This window comes from Alicyclobacillus kakegawensis NBRC 103104, from assembly GCF_001552655.1.
Lineage (GTDB): Bacteria > Bacillota > Bacilli > Alicyclobacillales > Alicyclobacillaceae > Alicyclobacillus_G > Alicyclobacillus_G kakegawensis.
Map to the genome: position 1 here is coordinate 139,581 of NZ_BCRP01000006.1, position 18,930 is coordinate 158,510.

Here is an 18,930-nt window from a genome sequence, read left to right on the forward strand (position 1 = left end):
ACCACCTTTCCCGTCTCCGAAGGCGGGACTCACGAACGCTGTGCGTGGCGAAGGATGCGCTTGCGGGTCATAAATCCAAGGCCGGTAAGGACAACCGCGACGACGAACAGGAGCACTGCCAGCCCGCCGCGCTCCTCGGCCAACATCACGCTGCCCAAGGCAAAACAGGCCATCGTGCAAACAGCCAAACAGAAAAACGTCACTTTATGCCGTTGCGACACGGTGTCACCTTCCTACGCGGTGCATATCAAGACGATAATACCACATCCGCACAGGCCGTGCCCGCGACCTGGGTACTCGAGAACCGGTCGGCAAAGACAAAAAACACCCCTTCGGCCTGCCCAAAGGCGCGAAGGGGCCAATTTATGGTTGTCTCACGATTGTCCATGTGGTGTATGACGGACGACTGCGCTTATGCCGGCATGTGTTTGGGCAGATGGCGGTAAAGCTGCGCCCACGCCGCCTCCCTGCTGGAGGAGACAATCACCTGATGCGCCCCCAGATTGCGAAAGATCCGCCGATGGCTCGGGTGCTCGGTTACCACCAGCACCTCGGTCACCCCCGCCTGAAACAAGGACTGCGCCACCAGCGCACTGCGCACGAAGTCCACATCGTCGTGCACGACGGCCACCTCCACCCCTGCCTCGACCGCCGCCCGGCGCACAGCCGCCCGGTTGCCGTCGGTGGTCAACAACATGTCCCTGCCATACCATTGCCGCAGTTGACGGTGGTAGGTATCAAAACAGTCAAGCACACGTACCTGCGCCCCCAACTTTTGGGCCTTGCGCGCGTATTCCACACCCGCCTCCGAAAACGCGACCAACAACAGTTGATACTCGGCGCCCATAACCCGTTCATCTCCCCAGGTGAAGTGGGAGTCCGACCTTATTGATAGCGCTTACATCTGCATTATACACCAATCGCGTTCGTTTGAAAACGGATAACCGATTCTCTGCGACGACGCTGGCCAAGCTCACCCGGTACGCGCATCCAGTCGCTCCAGCATGCGCTGGCCGTACTCGTACAAGATGTCCCGCGCCGCCTTCGCGTCACCCGCCACGACCGCGTCGTAGACCGCGCGGCACGTCTGCGGCCCGCTCTGCCAATCGTCAGCCAGCAAGCGCAAGGCGCTGCGCAGCGCTTCCTGCGTCACACGCAACGCGTTCTCCAGCACCTGGTTGCCTGAACAGGCGGCGAGGGTCAAATAAAACGCCATATCCGCGGCCACTGCATCCTCGCCGCGCGGATAGGCGCATTCCACCTGGAACATCGCCTGAGTCAACGGGCCCCAATCCACTTGCCCCACCCGCTGGGCGGCCACGCTGGCCGCCCCCGCCAAAAGCGCGGTCATCGTCTGCACTAGCTGCCGGGTCTCGGATTGTCCAAGCAACAGAGCAGCTTCGAGCGGCTCCATCCACATCTCCACCGTGGCCGTGCGTACATACGTGCCGTTGCCGTGACGAAACTCGACCAGTCCCTGTCCGCGCAGCGCCCCCAGCGCTTCCCGCACGGTGGCCCGGCTGCACCCGAACTGCTCCGCCAGTGCGGCCAACGGGGGCAACCGGTCGCCAGGCCGCAGCACCCCTTCTTCAATCATGCCACGGATCTGCTGGGCAATGCGATAGTAGAGCTTATGCTCGTCAGCCTGGACGGGAGGCATGGTGTCACCCTTTCACGACCAGATTGACCAAGCGGCCCGGCACGTAAATCTCTTTGACCACCGTCTTGCCGGCCAGCCACTGGGCAAGCTCGGGCGACTGCCGGACCTGGGCCAGCACCGCTCCTTTGTCCGCGTCGGCCGCGACCACCGTGCGGGCGCGCACGCGTCCATTGATTTGGACGGCGATTTCCAGTTCGTCCTCGCGCAGCCAGCGCTCGTCGTATGTCGGCCACGCGGCCGTAAACACCGACTCGGAGTTTCCCAGCTGCGACCACAACTCCTCACCTAGGTGCGGCGCAAAGGGAGCTATGGTCACCGCCATCGTCTCCAAGGTGGCCCTGTCCAACCCGCCTTGTCGCGCCTCCTCGGCAAGGGCGTTGGTGTATTCCATGAACGCGCTGACCGCTGTGTTCAGCTTGAACCCCTGCATGCGTTCGGACAGCGTCGCCACGAAGCGGTGGCGGAGCCTCGTCAGCGCCTCCCGCTCCGGCGCAGGATGCTCCACGTGGGACATGAACAACCGGTAGTAGCGGTGGAGAAAACGGCTGACTCCTTCCAACCCGTTCGTGTTCCACTCGGCGTCATCCTCCGGCGGACCGACAAACAGCTCGTAGACGCGCAGGGCGTCGACACCAAACTGTTCAATGATGTCATCCGGGTTGACCACGTTCCCTTTCGACTTGCTCATTTTCGATCCGTTCAGCGTCAACATGCCTTGGTTGAACAGGCGCTGGAACGGCTCGTCAAAGTCAATCAGGCCGAGGTCGTGGATAACCTTGGTGAAAAAGCGCGCGTACAGCAGGTGTAGCACCGCGTGCTCCACGCCGCCGATGTACATGTCCACCGGCAGCCACTTGTTGGCCGCTGCACAGCTGAAAGGCTCCTTGTCGTTGTGCGGATCGGCGTAGCGCAGGAAATACCAGCTCGATCCGGCCCACTGCGGCATCGTGTCGGTCTCCCGCCGCGCCGGCCCGCCGCACTTGGGACAGGTGGTGTGCACAAACGATTCGATGGCCGCCAGCGGCGATTCGCCCGTGCCCGTCGGCTCATAGCGCTCGACCTCAGGCAGCGTGACCGGGAGCTGATCCTCCGGCACCGCCACCGTGCCGCAATGTTCACAGTAGACGATGGGGATAGGCTCTCCCCAATAGCGCTGGCGGGCGAACACCCAGTCGCGCATGCGATAGTTGACCGCCGACGCGCCCGCGCCCCGGGCCTCCAGACGCTCTATCACGGCGCGCTTGCCCGCTTCCACGTCGAGGCCGTCGAAATCGCCGGAATGAATCAAGCGCCCCGGCCCCGTGTACAGGCCGCCCTTCACCTCAGCGGCAAGTTCCGGGTCCTCCGGCTCAATCACCTGCCGCACCGGCAGGCCAAACGCCTGTGCGAACTCGTAATCGCGCTCGTCGTGCGCCGGTACCGCCATGATGGCGCCGGTGCCGTAATCCATCAGCACATAGTCGGAGATCCAGATGGGCAGCGCTTCCCCGGTCAACGGGTGTTCCGCGTAAGCGCCGAGAAACACGCCGGTCTTGGTCTTGTCCACCACCTGCCGGTCGATAGCCGACTTTTTCATCGCCTGCTCGACATACGCCTCGACACTGGCGCGCTGCTCCGGCGCTGTGATGCGTTCGACCAACGGGTGCTCCGGAGCCAACACCATGTAGGTCGCCCCATAGAGCGTGTCCGGGCGGGTCGAGAACACCTCGATGGTCTCGTCCGCATGGCCTTTCACCCGAAACGTGATGCGGGCGCCTTCAGAACGGCCAATCCATGCCCGCTGCATGCGCTTGACCTTGTCCGGCCAATCGAGCTTGTCCAGGTCCTGTAACAGCCGGTCGGCGTAAGCAGTGATGCGCAGCATCCACTGTTCCATCTCCCGCTTGGTCACATCGCTGCCGCAGCGATCACACTTGCCGTCGACAACCTCTTCGTTCGCCAGCCCGGTCTTGCAACTGGGACACCAGTTAATGGGCATCTTCTTCTTGTAGGCCAAGCCTCGCTCAAACATCTTGATAAAAAAGTACTGGGTCCACTTGTAAAACTCCGGGCTGCTTGTATTGATCTCCCGATCCCAATCGTACAAGGCGCCAATTTCTTCTAGCTGACGCTTGAAGTTGGCCACGTTTTCGGCGGTCGAAACGGCCGGATGAACGCCGTGGGAGATGGCGTAGTTCTCGGCCGGCAGGCCGAACGCGTCCCACCCCATCGGGTGCAGGACCTCATACCCTTGGAGCTTTTTGTATCGGCTCCACACGTCGGAAATCGTGTACCCCCGCCAGTGGCCGACATGCAGGCCGCTCCCGGACGGGTAGGGAAACATGTCCAGACAATAATACTTGGGCTTGCCGCTCGTCTCATCCGCTCTGTGCATGCCCTGCTCGCGCCAGCGCTGCTTCCACTTTCGTTCTACCGCTCGTACATTGTATTCCATCGTCCTTCGACTCCTTCATGAAACAAAAAGCCCCCATCCTCGGGCGGACGAGAGGCCCATCTCCATCCGTTCAATCTGGCCTGCGTCGGCGATTCGATTTTGCCCAACATTATAATCGACCGCCGGCAATCTGCGCAAATACAAGCGGCTGAACACCCGCTCAATCGCGGGAAGACTGCAGCACGCCCATCAAGCGGAGGATGAACAGGAATAGGTTGAGGACGTCCAGATAGAGGGACAGCACCACCCACGCCACCTGCTCCTCCGCCACGCCGTGGCGAGCCATGCGGTTGATGTCAAACAGGACATAGCCGATAAAGACGGCAATCCCCAACACGCAGTAAATCAACTGCGCCACCGTCGAGAAACTGATGAACAGCGACACTACGCCCATCAGCAGCAGCGCCAGCAGGGCGATGAACAAAAACCCGGAAAGAAAGGAGAAATCAAAGTCGCTGCGGGCAGCCACAAGCGCGGAAATCAAGAATGTGGCCGCCGTGACGCCCGCCGCCTGCAGCACCAAAGTGGCGCCCAATTGCGAGGCGTACGCCGCGATCACGGGATAAAGGGTCAATCCAGAGACGAATGTGAAGACCAGCACAAACCCCATGCCGATGCGCCGCGACCGCTGCACGAACATGGCGACGATAATCATGACCACTTCGGCGACCATGGCCGCCAACAACAACGCAGGTGGCAGGTAGCGTCCGAGTCCGAGACCGACGAAAGCGGACAACAGGCTCAGGAACAGACCAAAGAACACCTTGCTCATCAGCCGCTGACGGCTCAGGGTCAATTCCATTCGGCATCCCTCCAGGCTTATGGATGTGCCCCATCCATTCACTCTTCGCGGCCAGGATTCCTACCAGCTGGTATCGACCGGAGCAGCCGCTCGTATACCCTGGGCAGCGCAAACGGCCGCAGGTCATCCAGCCGGGCAAACCGATAAGGTTCTGGCAAGTTCGTCGGATAGGCTGTCAACGAAAGCGGGCGATAGACAAAGACCTCCCATTCCACATGCGAGAACACGTGCCGGTCTCGGCCGACCAAGGCAAACGCACGCGGACCGGATTCGGCCACAGCTGTGGCCGCGGCCTCTCCCCCCTCTGTCCATCCGGCGGCGAACAGATCGGCCAACTTTTGTCCGGCTGCCCGCTGCCTCGCCTTCTCATCGCTCGCCGCGAGCGGCATCGGGAGTTCGATTGCCGGCAACTGCCAAAGACGGGCCAGCAACCCCCGGCCTGGCCGCTGCTCCAGCAGCACCCCTCGGGCATCTTCACACCACAGCGCCACCACGACCACCTCCCGCCGCGGGCGCGCCTTGGCGCGAACCGGCAATTCCTGGGTCCGATCCGTCTGGAACGCGACACAGTTTTCCTGCAACGGGCAAGGGGCGCAGCGCGGCTGCCGCGGCACGCACACCAGCGCGCCAAGCTCCATCAGGGCCTGGGTCAACTGGGACGGGCGGGTTTCAGCCAGCCATCCCGCGACGAAGCCTTGCACCCGGCGCGTAACCGCCGGGGACTGAATCGGATCGTCGATGCCCAGGAAGCGTGCCATCACCCGCAGCACGTTCCCGTCCACAGCCGGCACCGGCTGGTCGAACGCGATGGACAGCACAGCGCCGCGCGTGTACGGGCCGACGCCCGGCAGCTCGGACAGACTCTGTTCGTCGTCCGGAATGCGGCCACCATACCGTTCCACGACCAGCCGGGCCGCCTGGTGCAGGTTGCGTGCCCGGGAATAATATCCGAGCCCCTGCCACATCTTGAGCACATCCGCTTCTTCAGCTGCCGCCAGGGCGCCCACGCTGGGAAAACGGCGGAGAAACTCGTGGTAGTAAGGGATCACAGTTTCCACCCGGGTCTGCTGCAGCATCGTCTCGCTCAGCCAGATGGCGTACGGATCGCGCGTCCGGCGCCACGGCAGGTCCCGCCGGTGCTGCTCGTACCATGTCACTAGTCTATGCGCTGTGCTGTATGAGGTTTCGTCCCGCACGCGTGTCCTCCTCACAAGTTGTCCTCGGCATCACAAATAGCAAAATCAACGGCTGGGTACAATACGCCCGGGAGGTGCTGGCCATGTGGGACCTGATGAGTGGAATGGCTGACGGTGTCCGTCACCGGATGATGCCCAGGCGACGCAACGGCATGCATACGATGACCGCCATGTTGGTGGGGGCAAGCGTCGGCATCGCCGCCTGGGAAGCGCTGCGCAGAGGTGGACAGCGCTTTATGCACAACGGCGGTGATGCAGCTGCTGAGCAGATCGCTGAAAAGGTGATGGAACAGATCGACTAGCCGGATCTACCCTGTGTCCACGCAGTCAGCAGGCAGGGTGCGGCCGCCGGCCGCCTCTGTCTCCCTCTGCTCGTTTCGCCTGCATCACGCTGCTGTCAGCGCAGGAGGTGCGGGCGCGCCCCATATTTTTGCTTCCACACCTGGTAAGACAGGCGGCTGCGCTTGATGCCGTCGACAAACCGCTGCGTGTTTTCCATCACCCGGTTTGCCTCGGCCGCGCTGATTTGCCGGTTGTAGAGCGCCTCGCCGAACTCCTCCAGGTCAATCACGTGGTAGTAGGAACGCTCGAAGATGAGCACGTCCACGTACATATCCTCGACATAGATGTAGTCTTGATCTTCCCACACCTTGACCAAATCCACATAGTGATCAAAATGCAGGCGCGGGTGTTTAACCGGCTGGCCGTCGATCAAGCAAGTGCTGACACCAATCCCCCACTGGGGGTAGATCTCGCGCATCTGTTGCTTGTAGCCGCCCTCCAGGGCCGGTCGGCGGATGGTGATGAGCCCCTGACGGCGTGAGAACCGCTCAATCACAAACGGTTCATTGCTTCGGTCGATGCCCCGATTTTCACGTTTATGGATACGCTGTACGCGCCCTGGTCTAAGCCCCATCGGCCGCCTCATTCCTCCTGGTTCTGCCTTTCCTCTAGGGTACCATGCCGCATGCACGGGGGCAAAATCGCCCGCCCCGCCACCACAAAGGCCGCCCCGCGGGGCGGCCTCGTAAACGTTCATCACCGGTCAATAGCTGACTGTGGCGACAGCCCCGTCCTGGACGCCGGGTGTGGCTGCCGGGATAACCAGGAAGAAGAGCACGAAGATAATCAGGAACACAATCGCCCACTTGGTGTAAACGCCGAACACAGCCATGCTATCCCTCCTCGACCTATTCTGCGGGTGACAGCACTCTTGCCCATCATCCCTGCCGTTACAGTACATGAGACCCGCCCGCAGATTGTCGAGGACACCTACACATTTCACCGCCTGCCCCTGGGCGGGCGCGGCCGGAACCGCCGCGCCCTGCTCCTGCGGCGCAGGCGGCGGACCAAGCCTTTGGCCGCCTGTGTCCAGCGCGACGAACTCCGCCAACGTCGCCCCGGCATCGGAAAAAACAGCACCGTCGGCTGTGGAACCGCCGCAACCGCCCGCCGCGCGCCCGCCCCAGACGCCAGCGAACGCGAAGATTGCCATCGCCGCCTGCGTAGCGCCCGCCGGCGGCGCCAGACAAAGCCCACGCAACCCGCGGCGGCCATGAGGATACCCATCAGCCACGGCAGGGGAATGGCTGCCAACGGATACGCAAACGACAGCGTACTGGCCGTATGGCCCTCAAGCACGACAAAGCGCCCGTCCAAATCCAGCACCCGGGCACTTGGCGGCAGGACGACTGTCTCGCCGCGACTGTAGAATTTTAGATATCCTTCCTCGTCCTGGCCACCGTACCGCCAGTCGCCGATCACCGTCTGACCTATGGTCACCTCGCGCCACAAGGGATTGAAAGACTGCGAAGGGTCGACGGCGCTGTACATCCCGTACACGGCCGCCAACAGGAGCAGGACGGCAGCCAATCCCGCCCACAAAGGGCCTCGTCCTCTCGTCGCCTGCGGGCGAAATCGGCGCTTTCCGGGCGCCGGCGCACGTGCCCTCCCGCGCATGTCGCTCCCCCCATCCGGCTGTCATGGTACAGCCTATGTGACAGGGTGGAGCGGGAGAACCAGCGGCTGGGTTCCCCTTATTCCTCGCGGCTCACCATCTCGACCAGGTGCCGCACCGCTTCCGCCTCATCCGGACCATCGGCGCGAATCGTGATCTCCTGGCCGTGAGCTATCGCTAACGACATGATGCCCATAATGCTCTTGGCGTTCACCGATTTCCCGTCCTTCTCGACGGACGTCTCACTGGTGAAGCGATTGGCTTCTTGAACAAACAACGCCGCAGGCCGGGCCAACAAACCCGAGCGCAAGCGTACGGTGACAGTGTTTTCAACCATAGGACGAACCTCCCCAGTCTCTGTTGTGGAAAGTATAGCATGTTTGCAAGTCCGAACCAATCGCTCCGGGCCTGCCGACTCGGGCTCTTCCCACCCATTTCGCCGCTTCGTCACAAGCTCCTTCAGGGATGGCCCTCGTGGCGCAGGCGTTGGGCGATCTCCTCCAGGCGGCGAAAGCGATGGTTCAGCCCCGACTTCGTCACCTTGTGCGGCATGCGCGACGCCAGCTCCTGCAGATTGACGTCGGGGTGGCGCAGGCGCATCTCCGCCACTTCGCGCAGGTGATCCGGGAGGCTGGACAGACCAACCCGCTCGTCGATGTAGCGGATGACCTCGAGCTGTCGCACCGCCGCACTGATGGTCTTGTTGAGATTCGCCGTCTCGCAGTTGACGAGGCGATTGACCTGATTGCGCATCCCCTTGAGAATCCGCACGTCCTCAAACTTCAACAGCGCCTGGTGGGCGCCGATGATGCTCAAGAACTCGACAATCTTCTCGCCTTCCTTCAGATAGAGCACAAACCCCTTCTTGCGCCTCAACAGGCGTGCGTGCAGGCCGTATCCGTTCATCAACCCGAGCAGCGACTCGGCTGCCTGTTCATCGTGGGCGCCCATCTCCAGGTGGTAAGAGTTGCTGCCGGGATCATTGACCGATCCGCCCGCGAGAAACGCCCCCCGCAGAAAGGCGCGCTTGCAGCAGGGCTTGTGCGCCCCGGCACCGGTCAAGCGCAGAGGCTCGCCGAGGCGCCCGCCGAGCCCGAGCTCGGCCAGGACCTCGAACGCCTGCACCGCCACCCGCACGCAGTATACGTTGTTCTTCTTCAAGCGCATCTTGCGTCGGACCAGTACCTCCGGGCGCACGTCGAGCACGTCCTTGATCAGCGTATAGATGCGGCGGGCAATGGCGACGTTCTCCGTTTCCACGTCCAGCACCGGCCGCCCGTCCACCTCGCCGATGCGGCCGCTGCCCAGCACCAGCGCCTGGAGCTCGGCCCGTCGGCAGCAGGCAGGTTCCTGCACCAGGGTCAGTTCCTTCTTTGTGCGTGCCGCAAACGACAGGACCGGTCGCCTCCTTCCGGACGGATGTCCAGTGTGTTGCACTCCTGTCCCCCTCCGCGCCGGGGCGCCGTGAACCAAAGCCCGCGCAGCAACGGATCACCGCGTGACAGGGGCCGGATTTTGCCGCTCATAGCCAATCAGGCTGATAATCTGCTCGGCCACCAAACGGCTGTCGTGACGGGCGTAGGTGGCGTAGTGCACGAAATCGCGCGCAATCACGCGCAGTCCCATGCGGTGCAACGCCTCCATGTCCACCTGCACCGGGTAGGAGTTCTGTGACTGGTACTTTTCCAGCGCTTCCTTCGGCAGGGCGGCCCCGTTCACAATGATGTAGTCAAACAACCGCCTGCCGACGTGCTGGTAGATGACGTCCACGTGGCGAGAGGCTGAGAATGAATCGGTTTCCCCCGGCTGCGTCATCACGTTGCAGACAAAGATCTTCTTCGCCGGGCTGGCCGCTATCGCACTGGCCAGACCCGGTACCAACAGGTTGGGCAGGATGCTTGTGTACAGGCTTCCAGGCCCAACCACGATGGCGTCCGCCTGGGCAATCGCCTCCAGCGCTTCCGGGAGCGGATCGACCTCGGTGGGCACAAGCTCCACGTGATGAATCGGCCGATCCGCGTTGGGGATGTTGGACTCCCCATCCACGACCGATCCGTCCTCCAGCACCGCCCGCAGCGTCACGTCCTGCTTGACCGCGGGCAGGACGCGGCCGCGCACGGCCAGGACGCGGCTGGTCTCGCGGATGGCCGATTCAAAATCGCCCATGATGTGGGTCATCGCGGCCAAAAACAGATTGCCGAAGCTGTGCCCGGCCAGCCCGCCGCCGCTTGGAAAGCGAAACTGCAGCAGCCGCTCCAGAAGCGGCTCGGTATCGGCCAGGGCAACCAGACAGTTGCGGATGTCACCGGGGGGCGGCATGGCGAAATCTGAACGCAACCGGCCCGAGCTGCCGCCGTCGTCGGCGACCGTCACAATGGCCGTAATGTCGACCTGAAACTCCTTCAAACCGCGCAAAATCACGGACAATCCGGTGCCCCCGCCGATGGCGACGATGCGCGGCCGGCGCTGCAGGTGCTTCACCCGCTTGCGGTTCTCCATGATGGACCGCCACCAGCCGAACGCCAGCAGGAGCATGGCGAGCGCCAGCACGGCGGACCCAAGCCAAAACATGTCATTGGGCCCGACTGCCCGCCGCCAGCCCATGGCGCCGGCGAGAATGCCGCATCCGAAAATGCCGAGGGTCCAAGCCAGCAACCACCAACGTTTCACAGCCTACCCCTCCCGCCCGGAGTCTCGATGCGTCAGGTAGACCTCCGCGTTCGCCCGAATGTGCCGCTTCAGATGGCGGGCTATCGCCACCGAGCGGTGCTTGCCGCCGGTGCAGCCAATGCCGATGACCAGGTGGCTTTTGCCTTCGCGCGTGTACTGGGGAATGAGAAAATCCACCAGATCCTCCATGCGCCGCAAAAACTCCCGTGTCGCCGACCACTGCATGACGTAGTCATACACCGGCCCGTCCTCGCCCGTGTAGGGGCGCAGCGCCTCAATGTAGTGCGGATTGGGCAGGAAGCGGACATCAAAAATCATATCGGCGTCAATAGGGACGCCGTACTTGAAGCCAAAGGAGATGATGTGCACAGGCAGCAGGCGTTTCCCTTCGCCAAACCGCTGGACCATCTCCTCCCTGAGCTGCGCTGGCTTCCAGCCGGAGGTATCGATGATGATGTCGGACTCCTCCCTGACCCGTGCGAGGGCCGCCCGCTCCGCCTGGATGGCGTCCAACAGCCGCGTGCCTTCCACGAACGGGTGGCGCCTGCGTGTTTCCTTGTAGCGGCGCACCAAGGTGTCGTCATCGCCGTCAAAAAAGACCAGCGTGACCGTCACGTCCGGGTTGGCACGCAACGAGCGAATGGTGTCGACCAAGGGCTGAAAGAGGTCGCCTCCGCGCAGGTCGCAGACCAGCGCGGTCTTGCGCAACGTTTCGGCCGACTGGCGGATCAGGTCGATAAACTTGGGAATGAGCGCGGGCGGCAGGTTGTCGACGCAATAATAGCCCATGTCTTCGAGAGCTTGCATGGCCAGCGATTTGCCGGCGCCCGACATGCCGGTCAGAATGAGGATTTGCAACGACACCGCAGCCACGTCCTTCCCCCCTTGCGCACCCTGCCTTACCAGTTCAAGAGACGACCTTACCCATTATCCGAACGCCTGCGCCGCCAGCCGCGCCGCACCCACCACACCGGCGTCATTGCCCAGCCTCGCCAAGCGAATCTCGGCCGCTTCATGCACCCGCGCCGGCGAATATTCCACGAACGCGGCGCGCACGGGCCGCAGCAGGTCTTCGCCCGCCTTGGAAACCCCGCCGCCGACCACAATCACGTCCGGATTGAGGACCGTCGCTGTACTTGCCAGGCCGTAACCCAGCCAGTATCCGGCGTCCCAGATGATGCCGGCCGCCACCTTGTTGCCTGCTTCCGCCAGCGCGAAGATCGGTTGCGCCCCGTCGATCTCCAGGTCGTCCGGCAGTTCGCCCACCGACTGTAGCCGTTTCGCCTCGCGGACCAACGCGCTCGCCGACGCCAGCGTCTCCAGGCAGCCGTGATTGCCGCAATTGCACAACCGACCCCCGGGACGGACCACCATGTGGCCAATCTCGCCTGCCGATCCGTTCATGCCCCGATAGATCTTTCCCTCAATCACGATGCCGGCGCCGATACCTGTGCCAACCGTTACGCACAATGCCGTTCGGGCGCCTGCACCTGCGCCCTTCCAGGCTTCGCCCAGGCCAGCCACGTTGGCGTCATTGTCGACGCGCACCGGTTTACGCAGGGCGTCTTCTAAATACTGACGCAGCGGGACATTGTGCCAACCGAGGTTTACCGCCTCCCGAACCACGTCCCCGTCCAGGAAAGCCGGCACCCCGACGCCCACCCCGCGCACATCCTCGACAGCAAGGCCGGCCGCTTGCCGCAACTCGTCCAAGATGCGGCTGAGCCGGCGCGCCAGGTCCTCGAAGCCGCGTTCGGCCTCGGTCGGAAATTCCCGCTTCGCCATGATGACCCCGTCTTCGTCCAACACGGCTGTCTTGACCGCCGTGCCCCCTACATCGACCCCATAGTAGCACTTCACCGGTCCCGTCCGACTCCTCTCAGCCAACTGGTAAAATCCAATCCTGCCAGCCCAGACTCAAGCGATGCGGCGATATCCGTCTCCGGCAGCAATCGCCACTCCAACAGGTCATGCGCCGGCGTGTATCGGAATTTCCCATAGAATACCGTGTCCACACTTCCAGCGTCCGCCCACAAGAGCGCCTGCACCATCCGCCGATCCCCTTCATTCATCGGCAGGCGCTCCAATTCCTGCGGAGCCACGACGGCCAAACGCCCTTCTTTGGATTGGGAGAGCAGCTCACCTGTGGCCCGGGCCGCGGAATATTGGATGATGGCTTGCTCGCGCCCCGCTTCATCCGGGCCTGGCTCTATCTCCACCAAGTGAACCCCGCGCAGGCGCAGACGCTCAACCGTCAACCCTGTTTCCTCCAGGACCTCGCGGGCGGCCGCTTCCAGCCAGATCTCGCCCGGGTTCACCTTGCCTCCCGGGAGGTACCACCAGCCGCGGCGCGGCTTTTGGATCATGACAATGCCACCCTGCCACGGCACGCAGCAGTTGACGATGATCTGCAAGCGCCCTCCCCCCTCCACAGGTAGCATATCACGCCGCGGTCAAGGGGCTCAAACCGTCCTCTTGGCTGTCCCGATGCGTCAGGACTCACCACACACAGGTCAGCCGCTGTTCGCAAACTCCGGTGGCTCGAACTTCAACCAAAAATCGTCCCTTCCTCTGCACGCGCCCCTACGCGTGCAGCCCTCCCTGCAACCGCGGATGGGGCCGGTACGGTCCAACCGGCACCTGGATGAGGCTGGTTTTCCCCTGCTGCGGCAGGCGGTACAACTGGTCGCACGGGAGCGCCTCGAAGCCAAGCAGCGGGTGCCCGCCCATACCGAGCGTGCACGCGGCAAGTAGCAATCTCTGCACCAACATCCCCGCTTCCATCTGCTGAATCCGATACCCACGCGCGCCAAACGGCCGCAGATGGTGGCGATGACCCGCCACGTGCAGACAGACGGGGACCTGAAACAGGTTGACGGTAGGCAGCGGCATCGCCTGGTGCAACCAGTGCCTGTGATCCCCTGGACTCAGGCAAAGGAGTTCGCGGCGGGCAGGCTCATAGACGTATGCACCGTCCGGGATGCCCTCGACACCGTACAGGCAGCCGCAGAGAGACAGCCGCGACGCAGGTTGGCCCTGACTTCCATCGAGATCATTCGCGTACACGAAGCTTCCCAGGGTCTGGTGCAACAGGGCGGCCAATTGCGCGGCATCCACCTTTCCTGGGATGAAATCCGTGCCTGGAGAGTGGCGGGCTCGACAGGCCGCCGCCAGGTCATGCTCGGGCGCTGCCGTCGCACGCAAGGATACCGTCGCGGCTCCCGACGGCGCCCACTCCTTGTCCTCCTTCGCCTGCACCCAGCGAGTCCATTCCGTGACGTCCCAGGCCGCCGCTTGGTTCAGTTCCACCAGAGCCGGGCAGTCCTTGACCGTCCGCGAGCGGACGAAGTGCCGGTGCTGCAACGGCGGCAACTGGTCGCAGAGACCCGACGCCGTGACGCACTCCCCTCCGCTCCGGTCGCATGTCAGCCACACTTGCGCCGGCTGCTGTGACAGGGGCATGACGGCGAAGACGGTCTCTTCCCGCCAATCGAGCCCGAGCAGATGGTTGACAGCCCGGTCGAGAAACTGATAGTGCACGGCGCAAGTGAAACCAAACCGCTGCGCCACGGACAGCGCCTGCCCCATCAGGACGCCCGCGTCCAGGCCCTGCAGGCGAGCGGCGAAGTTGCAATATTTGTAGAAGTTCTTCCAATACATTGTTGACACAAACAAGGTGCCGAAACAGGCGGACAGGTCACAGCCGCGACCGAGCGCCCGCTCCAGGTACGAGTCAAAGTCCCCTTCCCGGAGCAGCACCAGACGGTGGTGCGCCGCGTCGTAGTGGTACACGCCGCGGGGAAGGCCGCGGATTTTCAGGTAGGTGTACAGTTCACTCGGATACAACGCCCCTCCCGAAGGTACAAACCGCCGCGGCGTGTAGACGGGAAGTGCAGCGAAGTCCTGCTCGCTCAGGGCCAGGGCCGAGTGGCTGAATTGGCTGAGCCCGTAGACATACCAAAGAAAATGGCCGATCCGCTCCCAATCCACCTCCGCGTCTGGGACTAGGGCATCGGGCGCAAGGGTCAGTGGCACTTCCGCGGACAGCGGGAAGGCGGGCAAGCCACGGTAGAGTTTGTAAGGCAGCGGAGCGTCCTCCCAATCCACGTGCCAGTCCGGCGGACGCACCTTGTCGACGTCAAAATGCAGGTTGCGGAGAAACTCCTTCAAATCCATCCTATAACCTCCAAGCGTTCATGGAAACGGGTGTGGATGCGGGTTTAACTGACCCCGCCGCAACGGCCGCTTGGTGTATCCCAGCTGCTGGGGCACCCGCAGCACGCGTTCCAGCCCCTCCAGGCGTGTCAGGTGATGACCAAAGGTCATCGGCAGCATCCCGGGAATCAGGACTTTCACGCAATAGAGCCCGTTGCGCTTCAGTTCGGGTGCGGTCTGATCCACCACAATAACGTCGAGCTGAAGGCGGCGAAACACCGCCAGCAGGTCCCTCAGGTCATCCGTAAGGTCCGCGTGCGTCTCCCAGCGGGGGAAAGCGGCGCTGAACGCCCGCGATTCACTGCGCCCGTCGAACAAGAAGGACAGCCTCTCTTCGGCCTGCGGCAGGCTGTACAGCAGCGAATGGTCTTCCATGCTGCGGACGAAGAACGGATCGCGATACATCCGCTGGCACCGGTGCCGGTTTTCCTCGTACCGTTCATCGAGGAACGCCAAGGTTCCGGCCAACTCGTGCAGGGCGCTCTTGATAGCCCGGATGGGGTCCAGGTGCGCTCCCGCCGCGCAGACCAGGTTGGCCCCGCTGGGGCGGCGGTTCTTCGCCGTCAGCCAGACGCTGGGAATGCGGTTCTCCATCGTGATATTGTGCAAAAACAGCTCGTAGCCGGTGAGTTCCTGAAAACGGTGAATCATCGCACGCAGCTCCGGGTCGTCCAGGGAACCTGGGTCCAGGCGCGGGGCCGGCAGCCGCGCGTACCAAGTGAGCAGAAAGGCGTCGCGCTCGACGACCTCGAGAATGGCGTGGAAAATCGCCTCCACCAAGGTCCCGCCGAGTGCGCACCCGTTCGACGTTTCATAGACAAAGCCGTCCCGGCAGCCGAGGCTGTAATACGCCAGCGCCCGCGGTACCAGAATGGGGTTCTGGCGCAGGAACGAGTAGCCCCATACCCAGTCCAACTCTCGGTCGGGATGATAGGGTTGGAACGGAAAGTCGGGCCGCGCGTATTGGTCGGGGCGGTGCAGCCCGACAGTGGCGGGATTGAGCGCGTCGGCAGCCAGTTTGCGGAAGGAATCGCGCACCCCCGTCCGCTTGCCGCGCGGTGCCAATCCGCAATAGCGCTCCAGCGCCTCCAGCATCGCGGTCAGTTCCGCTTCATCGTAGGCGAGTGTCCGGCCTGCCGTCGGCTCGTCGCCCTGAATCAAGGGCAGATTGACGCTCGCCGCCGCAAAGGGGGATCCGAGGTCATGCAGCTTTCCGTTCAGAAGCCCGGTCTCGCCGTCCAGGTATTCGAGCTCCAGAACCGGTTTCAGTTCGGCAAGGGAACGGCAGCGAAAGCTGTCTGGGCTGACTTTGCGACTGGGTCGCAGCGGGATGTGCGCGTCGCTTGGGGAATCCGCGGCCGGTTGGCCGCAGACGGGGCACAGCGGATTCGGCAGAAACAGGTGCCGGGAACTCCGCAGCGTTTTCAAGTGCACCAGGTACATGTATCCCGCGGTCCGCGGCGGGCGTCCCGCCAGCAGCCGCCGCGCCTCCTCCGTCACCAGCTGCGCCACCTGCAGCAGGCCGGAGCGCGACGCCCACGGATCTCGTCCTGGCCCACTGCAGTCTGTCCAGCGCTGCACGAGCTGCCGCATCTCCTGCCTGTCCGCCCCCGCCATCCAGCGCCGGAAATCGGCACACCGGGAGCACCCCGCTTGTCCCGGGCGCACCAGCGGGCCCACCACCCCCGCGCCCAGGGCGACAAACCCGCGCAGCCACGGGATGCCGGCTCGCTGAAACGCGTCTTCGGCCCGCCTGTGGACCGCCGGACGCCACTGGTCATGGACAACGAGCGCCAGGCGTACGGAATCGGGCAGTTCGACCGCCACATCCGGCCTGCGAATCACATCATGGTCGGGCGCCAGTGCTTGACTCACGCGGTCCGCCAGCACGCCTCCGCCAATCACCAGGACCGTGCTCATCAGGCTTCCTCCTCGTCACGCACAAGTACGCCGAAGACACCGGCCAGGGGTTGGCCCAGAAACGGCTCCAGCGTCAGGTCAAGGATGTCGATCCGCTTGTGGTTTCGCCTCAACACCGTCAACGCCACCCGCAGGACCTCGGCCCACGATACAGCCGCACAGGAGGGGATGGCCAAAATGGATGGCGGTTTGTCGGTAAGGTGGACAGAGGGGCCTTGGAAGGCGCACATCGCGGGACCCTCTGTTGGGCTCTGCGCGCACAATGCCTGTTGCAGGGCGGCGCGCAGGGCCAGGGTCTCGTTCAGTCCCACGCTTGCGTACCAACGCCCGTTCGCGCCCACCCACACCACCGGGAAACCGCAGATCGCCTGCCCCAGACCAATCACCACGTTCGTTTCCAGCGCCGCCAAGGACTGCAAGTAGAAATGGCCGTGCTTATCTTCAACCGTACCCAGTTTCACGGGGACCACCCGCGGACTCGTGCAGGCCAACTGCTTGCGCAACGCCGCGGCCAAACACTTTTCCAGGCCGCGGCAGACCGCTTCCGCAGCCGTGACGCCCGCCCCCACGCCGATGCACTCGTCCCGATGGGCCAAGGCGGGCGGCACCACTTGCTCCGCCAGGCGCGCCACATAGGCCTCGATTCCCAGCAGTCCGGCTTCCCGCCGCGCCTCTACATGCGTGAAGCCTGTGCCGACCAGGTCCGGGAGCAGGAGAGCAGGTCCGGGGGACAGCGGATCGACCGGCTGCACCCGGCACTGGGGGAGCGGAAACTGCCGAAGACTGCCTTCCTCCCAGAGGTGGAAGACGCCTGTCGTCGTGGATGTCAGACCGGCGAAGTAGGATAGGACACCGTTCTCCCCGTCGCTGAAATCGCGCGTATCATCCAGGATGCGGGATTTGTCCACCCGTTGCGGCGACACCAGACCGGAAACCAGCGGGTGCGGGAGACACGAGTGCCAGTCGCCTTCCAGCGTCTCCAGGTTGAGCAGGAAGACCGACGCCTCCGTGTGCGGATCGTCCACCTCGGTGACCGACTTGAACCACTCGAACACCGCCACGTTCGCCAGCAGCGCAGCCGCGGTTGGCGAGAACGGGTGCAACTCGGGGTCTTTGCACACGGCCGACCGGTGCAGGCGGCGCCACGCCGACTCCCAACACACCTTGCTGTCCGGCCCCACTAGAGGTCCCGCCATGCCCGCCTGCTCCGCAAACACAGCCGGCACAAACAAGCAGCGCTCCGCGCGGCACGCCGACTGCAGGGCGAGCAATTCCGTCAGGTCAAGTGACGGGCTCACGTAGAACACGGCGTCAAAGCGACGCACCGTCTCCCGCCATGCTCCCGGTTTTTGCAGCGGTTCCAATTCCACGACCGCCACTTCAGGGTCTGCCTGCTGAAAATGACTTTCTAATTCTGTTATCCTTTGCCGATTCGTGGGAGTGGAGTCTGTCACCAGCAGGTGCACCCGCGGCAAGCCGGTCTCAAGCAGTGCCCCTGTCAGGGCGAGCAGAAACGGGCCGCATCCCACGACCAGCGCTTTGGCCTCGCGGTAACGCTGAAAGCGATAGGCTCCATTTCCGCCCAGGCTGTCGAGGAACTCAATCTGCGGCGCGTACTTCATCGCCACCTGGTGCGACAGCTGATGGGGAAGGTCGGTGCTCACATCGCGCACATAGCCGTTCTTGTACAACAGTTCGGCAATGTCGTAGACCCGGTCCCGATAAGGTTCCGGCAATCCGTCAGTCAACTCCTGCAGCGTGTGCTGCCCGTTGAACACAGGCAGCAGCTTTTCCACCCACAGGTGGATGGACCTCCCCTCTATGCGAAAAGAACCTTCGTTGTTCCGGAAATACACGCCGTCGCCGTTCGGATCCGGAACAAAAAACGTGTCCGCCTTGACTTTCATTCGCATCGAAGGCCGCAAAGCGTTCATTCCGCCTCTCCTCCATGTCTGTCATGTCCCCCACGCGGCTCCCGTCTTTCCCATCCTATGTACGCGTGCGGAATCTGCCCTTACGGCAAATGCCCCTGTACGCGCTGTATCGGACAGGGGCCCATGCCGTAGGGACAACCTA

Annotated in this window: 19 protein-coding genes; 1 reads left to right on the forward strand and 18 read right to left on the reverse strand. The window is 63.3% G+C overall.

All coding sequences use genetic code 11. The annotated features are described in order from the left end of the window. Nucleotides 1-29: 29 nt before the first annotated feature. The 6 genes from AK2_RS06835 to mutY all read right to left on the reverse strand — a co-directional run bounded on the left by AK2_RS06835 (nt 30) and on the right by mutY (nt 6,092). Nucleotides 30-221 (reverse strand): DUF5325 family protein, encoded by a 192-nt coding sequence (locus AK2_RS06835; RefSeq protein WP_067932704.1) that lies wholly within the window; start codon nt 219-221, stop codon nt 30-32. Between the two features lie 191 nt (nt 222-412). Then, on the reverse strand, nt 413-847 hold the full coding sequence (locus tag AK2_RS06840) for a hypothetical protein (protein WP_067932706.1): 435 nt from the start codon (nt 845-847) through the stop codon (nt 413-415). A gap of 126 nt (nt 848-973) precedes the next feature. Continuing rightward, on the reverse strand, nt 974-1,660 hold the full coding sequence (locus AK2_RS06845) for a FadR/GntR family transcriptional regulator (RefSeq protein ID WP_067932708.1): 687 nt from the start codon (nt 1,658-1,660) through the stop codon (nt 974-976). Nucleotides 1,661-1,664: 4 nt separating this feature from the next. Next, a complete protein-coding gene (gene leuS / locus AK2_RS06850; protein ID WP_067932710.1) occupies nt 1,665-4,094 on the reverse strand; it encodes a leucine--tRNA ligase in 2,430 nt (809 codons plus the stop codon). Between the two features lie 160 nt (nt 4,095-4,254). Continuing rightward, nucleotides 4,255-4,896 (reverse strand): Bax inhibitor-1/YccA family protein, encoded by a 642-nt coding sequence (locus AK2_RS06855; RefSeq protein ID WP_067932711.1) that lies wholly within the window; start codon nt 4,894-4,896, stop codon nt 4,255-4,257. A gap of 38 nt (nt 4,897-4,934) precedes the next feature. Beyond that, the gene (gene mutY / locus AK2_RS06860; RefSeq protein ID WP_067932713.1) at nt 4,935-6,092 is read right to left on the reverse strand and encodes an A/G-specific adenine glycosylase; all 1,158 of its coding nucleotides are present in this window, start codon (nt 6,090-6,092) and stop codon (nt 4,935-4,937) included. Between the two features lie 83 nt (nt 6,093-6,175). On the opposite strand from mutY, the gene AK2_RS06865 reads away from it, so the two are divergent. Beyond that, nucleotides 6,176-6,394, forward strand: a complete 219-nt coding sequence (locus AK2_RS06865) for a hypothetical protein (protein WP_067932830.1) — start codon at nt 6,176-6,178, stop codon at nt 6,392-6,394. A 95-nt stretch (nt 6,395-6,489) separates the two neighbouring features. Here the strand turns inward: AK2_RS06865 and AK2_RS06870 are convergent, their stop codons facing one another. The 12 genes from AK2_RS06870 to AK2_RS06920 all read right to left on the reverse strand — a co-directional run bounded on the left by AK2_RS06870 (nt 6,490) and on the right by AK2_RS06920 (nt 18,788). Further along, nucleotides 6,490-7,008 (reverse strand): ribonuclease FAU-1 family protein, encoded by a 519-nt coding sequence (locus AK2_RS06870; RefSeq protein WP_067932715.1) that lies wholly within the window; start codon nt 7,006-7,008, stop codon nt 6,490-6,492. 129 nt (nt 7,009-7,137) lie between these two features. Next, a complete protein-coding gene (locus AK2_RS17625; protein WP_281180626.1) occupies nt 7,138-7,266 on the reverse strand; it encodes a hypothetical protein in 129 nt (42 codons plus the stop codon). Between the two features lie 107 nt (nt 7,267-7,373). After that, nucleotides 7,374-8,051 (reverse strand): hypothetical protein, encoded by a 678-nt coding sequence (locus AK2_RS06875; RefSeq protein ID WP_157076253.1) that lies wholly within the window; start codon nt 8,049-8,051, stop codon nt 7,374-7,376. 77 nt (nt 8,052-8,128) lie between these two features. Then, on the reverse strand, nt 8,129-8,386 hold the full coding sequence (locus tag AK2_RS06880; protein ID WP_067932718.1) for an HPr family phosphocarrier protein: 258 nt from the start codon (nt 8,384-8,386) through the stop codon (nt 8,129-8,131). 122 nt (nt 8,387-8,508) lie between these two features. Beyond that, nucleotides 8,509-9,444, reverse strand: coding sequence for a DNA-binding protein WhiA (whiA, locus tag AK2_RS06885; protein WP_067932832.1), 936 nt, complete (start codon nt 9,442-9,444; stop codon nt 8,509-8,511). Nucleotides 9,445-9,540: 96 nt separating this feature from the next. Next, nucleotides 9,541-10,548 carry a gluconeogenesis morphogenetic factor MgfK gene (gene mgfK / locus AK2_RS06890; protein WP_439645085.1) on the reverse strand — a complete coding sequence of 336 codons (1,008 nt, stop codon included), beginning with the start codon at nt 10,546-10,548 and terminating at the stop codon, nt 9,541-9,543. A gap of 174 nt (nt 10,549-10,722) precedes the next feature. Further along, nucleotides 10,723-11,592: an RNase adapter RapZ gene (gene rapZ / locus AK2_RS06895; RefSeq protein ID WP_281180628.1), complete on the reverse strand. Its 870-nt coding sequence runs from the start codon at nt 11,590-11,592 to the stop codon at nt 10,723-10,725. A 54-nt stretch (nt 11,593-11,646) separates the two neighbouring features. Further along, the gene (locus AK2_RS06900) at nt 11,647-12,579 is read right to left on the reverse strand and encodes an ROK family protein (RefSeq protein WP_067932721.1); all 933 of its coding nucleotides are present in this window, start codon (nt 12,577-12,579) and stop codon (nt 11,647-11,649) included. Continuing rightward, nucleotides 12,576-13,133 (reverse strand): NUDIX domain-containing protein, encoded by a 558-nt coding sequence (locus AK2_RS06905; RefSeq protein ID WP_067932723.1) that lies wholly within the window; start codon nt 13,131-13,133, stop codon nt 12,576-12,578. Before AK2_RS06905 ends, AK2_RS06900 begins: the two co-directional genes overlap by 4 nt. A 169-nt stretch (nt 13,134-13,302) precedes the next feature. Then, nucleotides 13,303-14,895 carry a SagB family peptide dehydrogenase gene (locus AK2_RS06910; protein WP_067932725.1) on the reverse strand — a complete coding sequence of 531 codons (1,593 nt, stop codon included), beginning with the start codon at nt 14,893-14,895 and terminating at the stop codon, nt 13,303-13,305. Between the two features lie 18 nt (nt 14,896-14,913). Continuing rightward, nucleotides 14,914-16,857 carry a TOMM precursor leader peptide-binding protein gene (locus tag AK2_RS06915; RefSeq protein ID WP_067932728.1) on the reverse strand — a complete coding sequence of 648 codons (1,944 nt, stop codon included), beginning with the start codon at nt 16,855-16,857 and terminating at the stop codon, nt 14,914-14,916. Next, nucleotides 16,854-18,788 carry a putative thiazole-containing bacteriocin maturation protein gene (locus AK2_RS06920; RefSeq protein WP_067932730.1) on the reverse strand — a complete coding sequence of 645 codons (1,935 nt, stop codon included), beginning with the start codon at nt 18,786-18,788 and terminating at the stop codon, nt 16,854-16,856. Before AK2_RS06920 ends, AK2_RS06915 begins: the two co-directional genes overlap by 4 nt. Between the last annotated feature and the right edge of the window lie 142 nt (nt 18,789-18,930).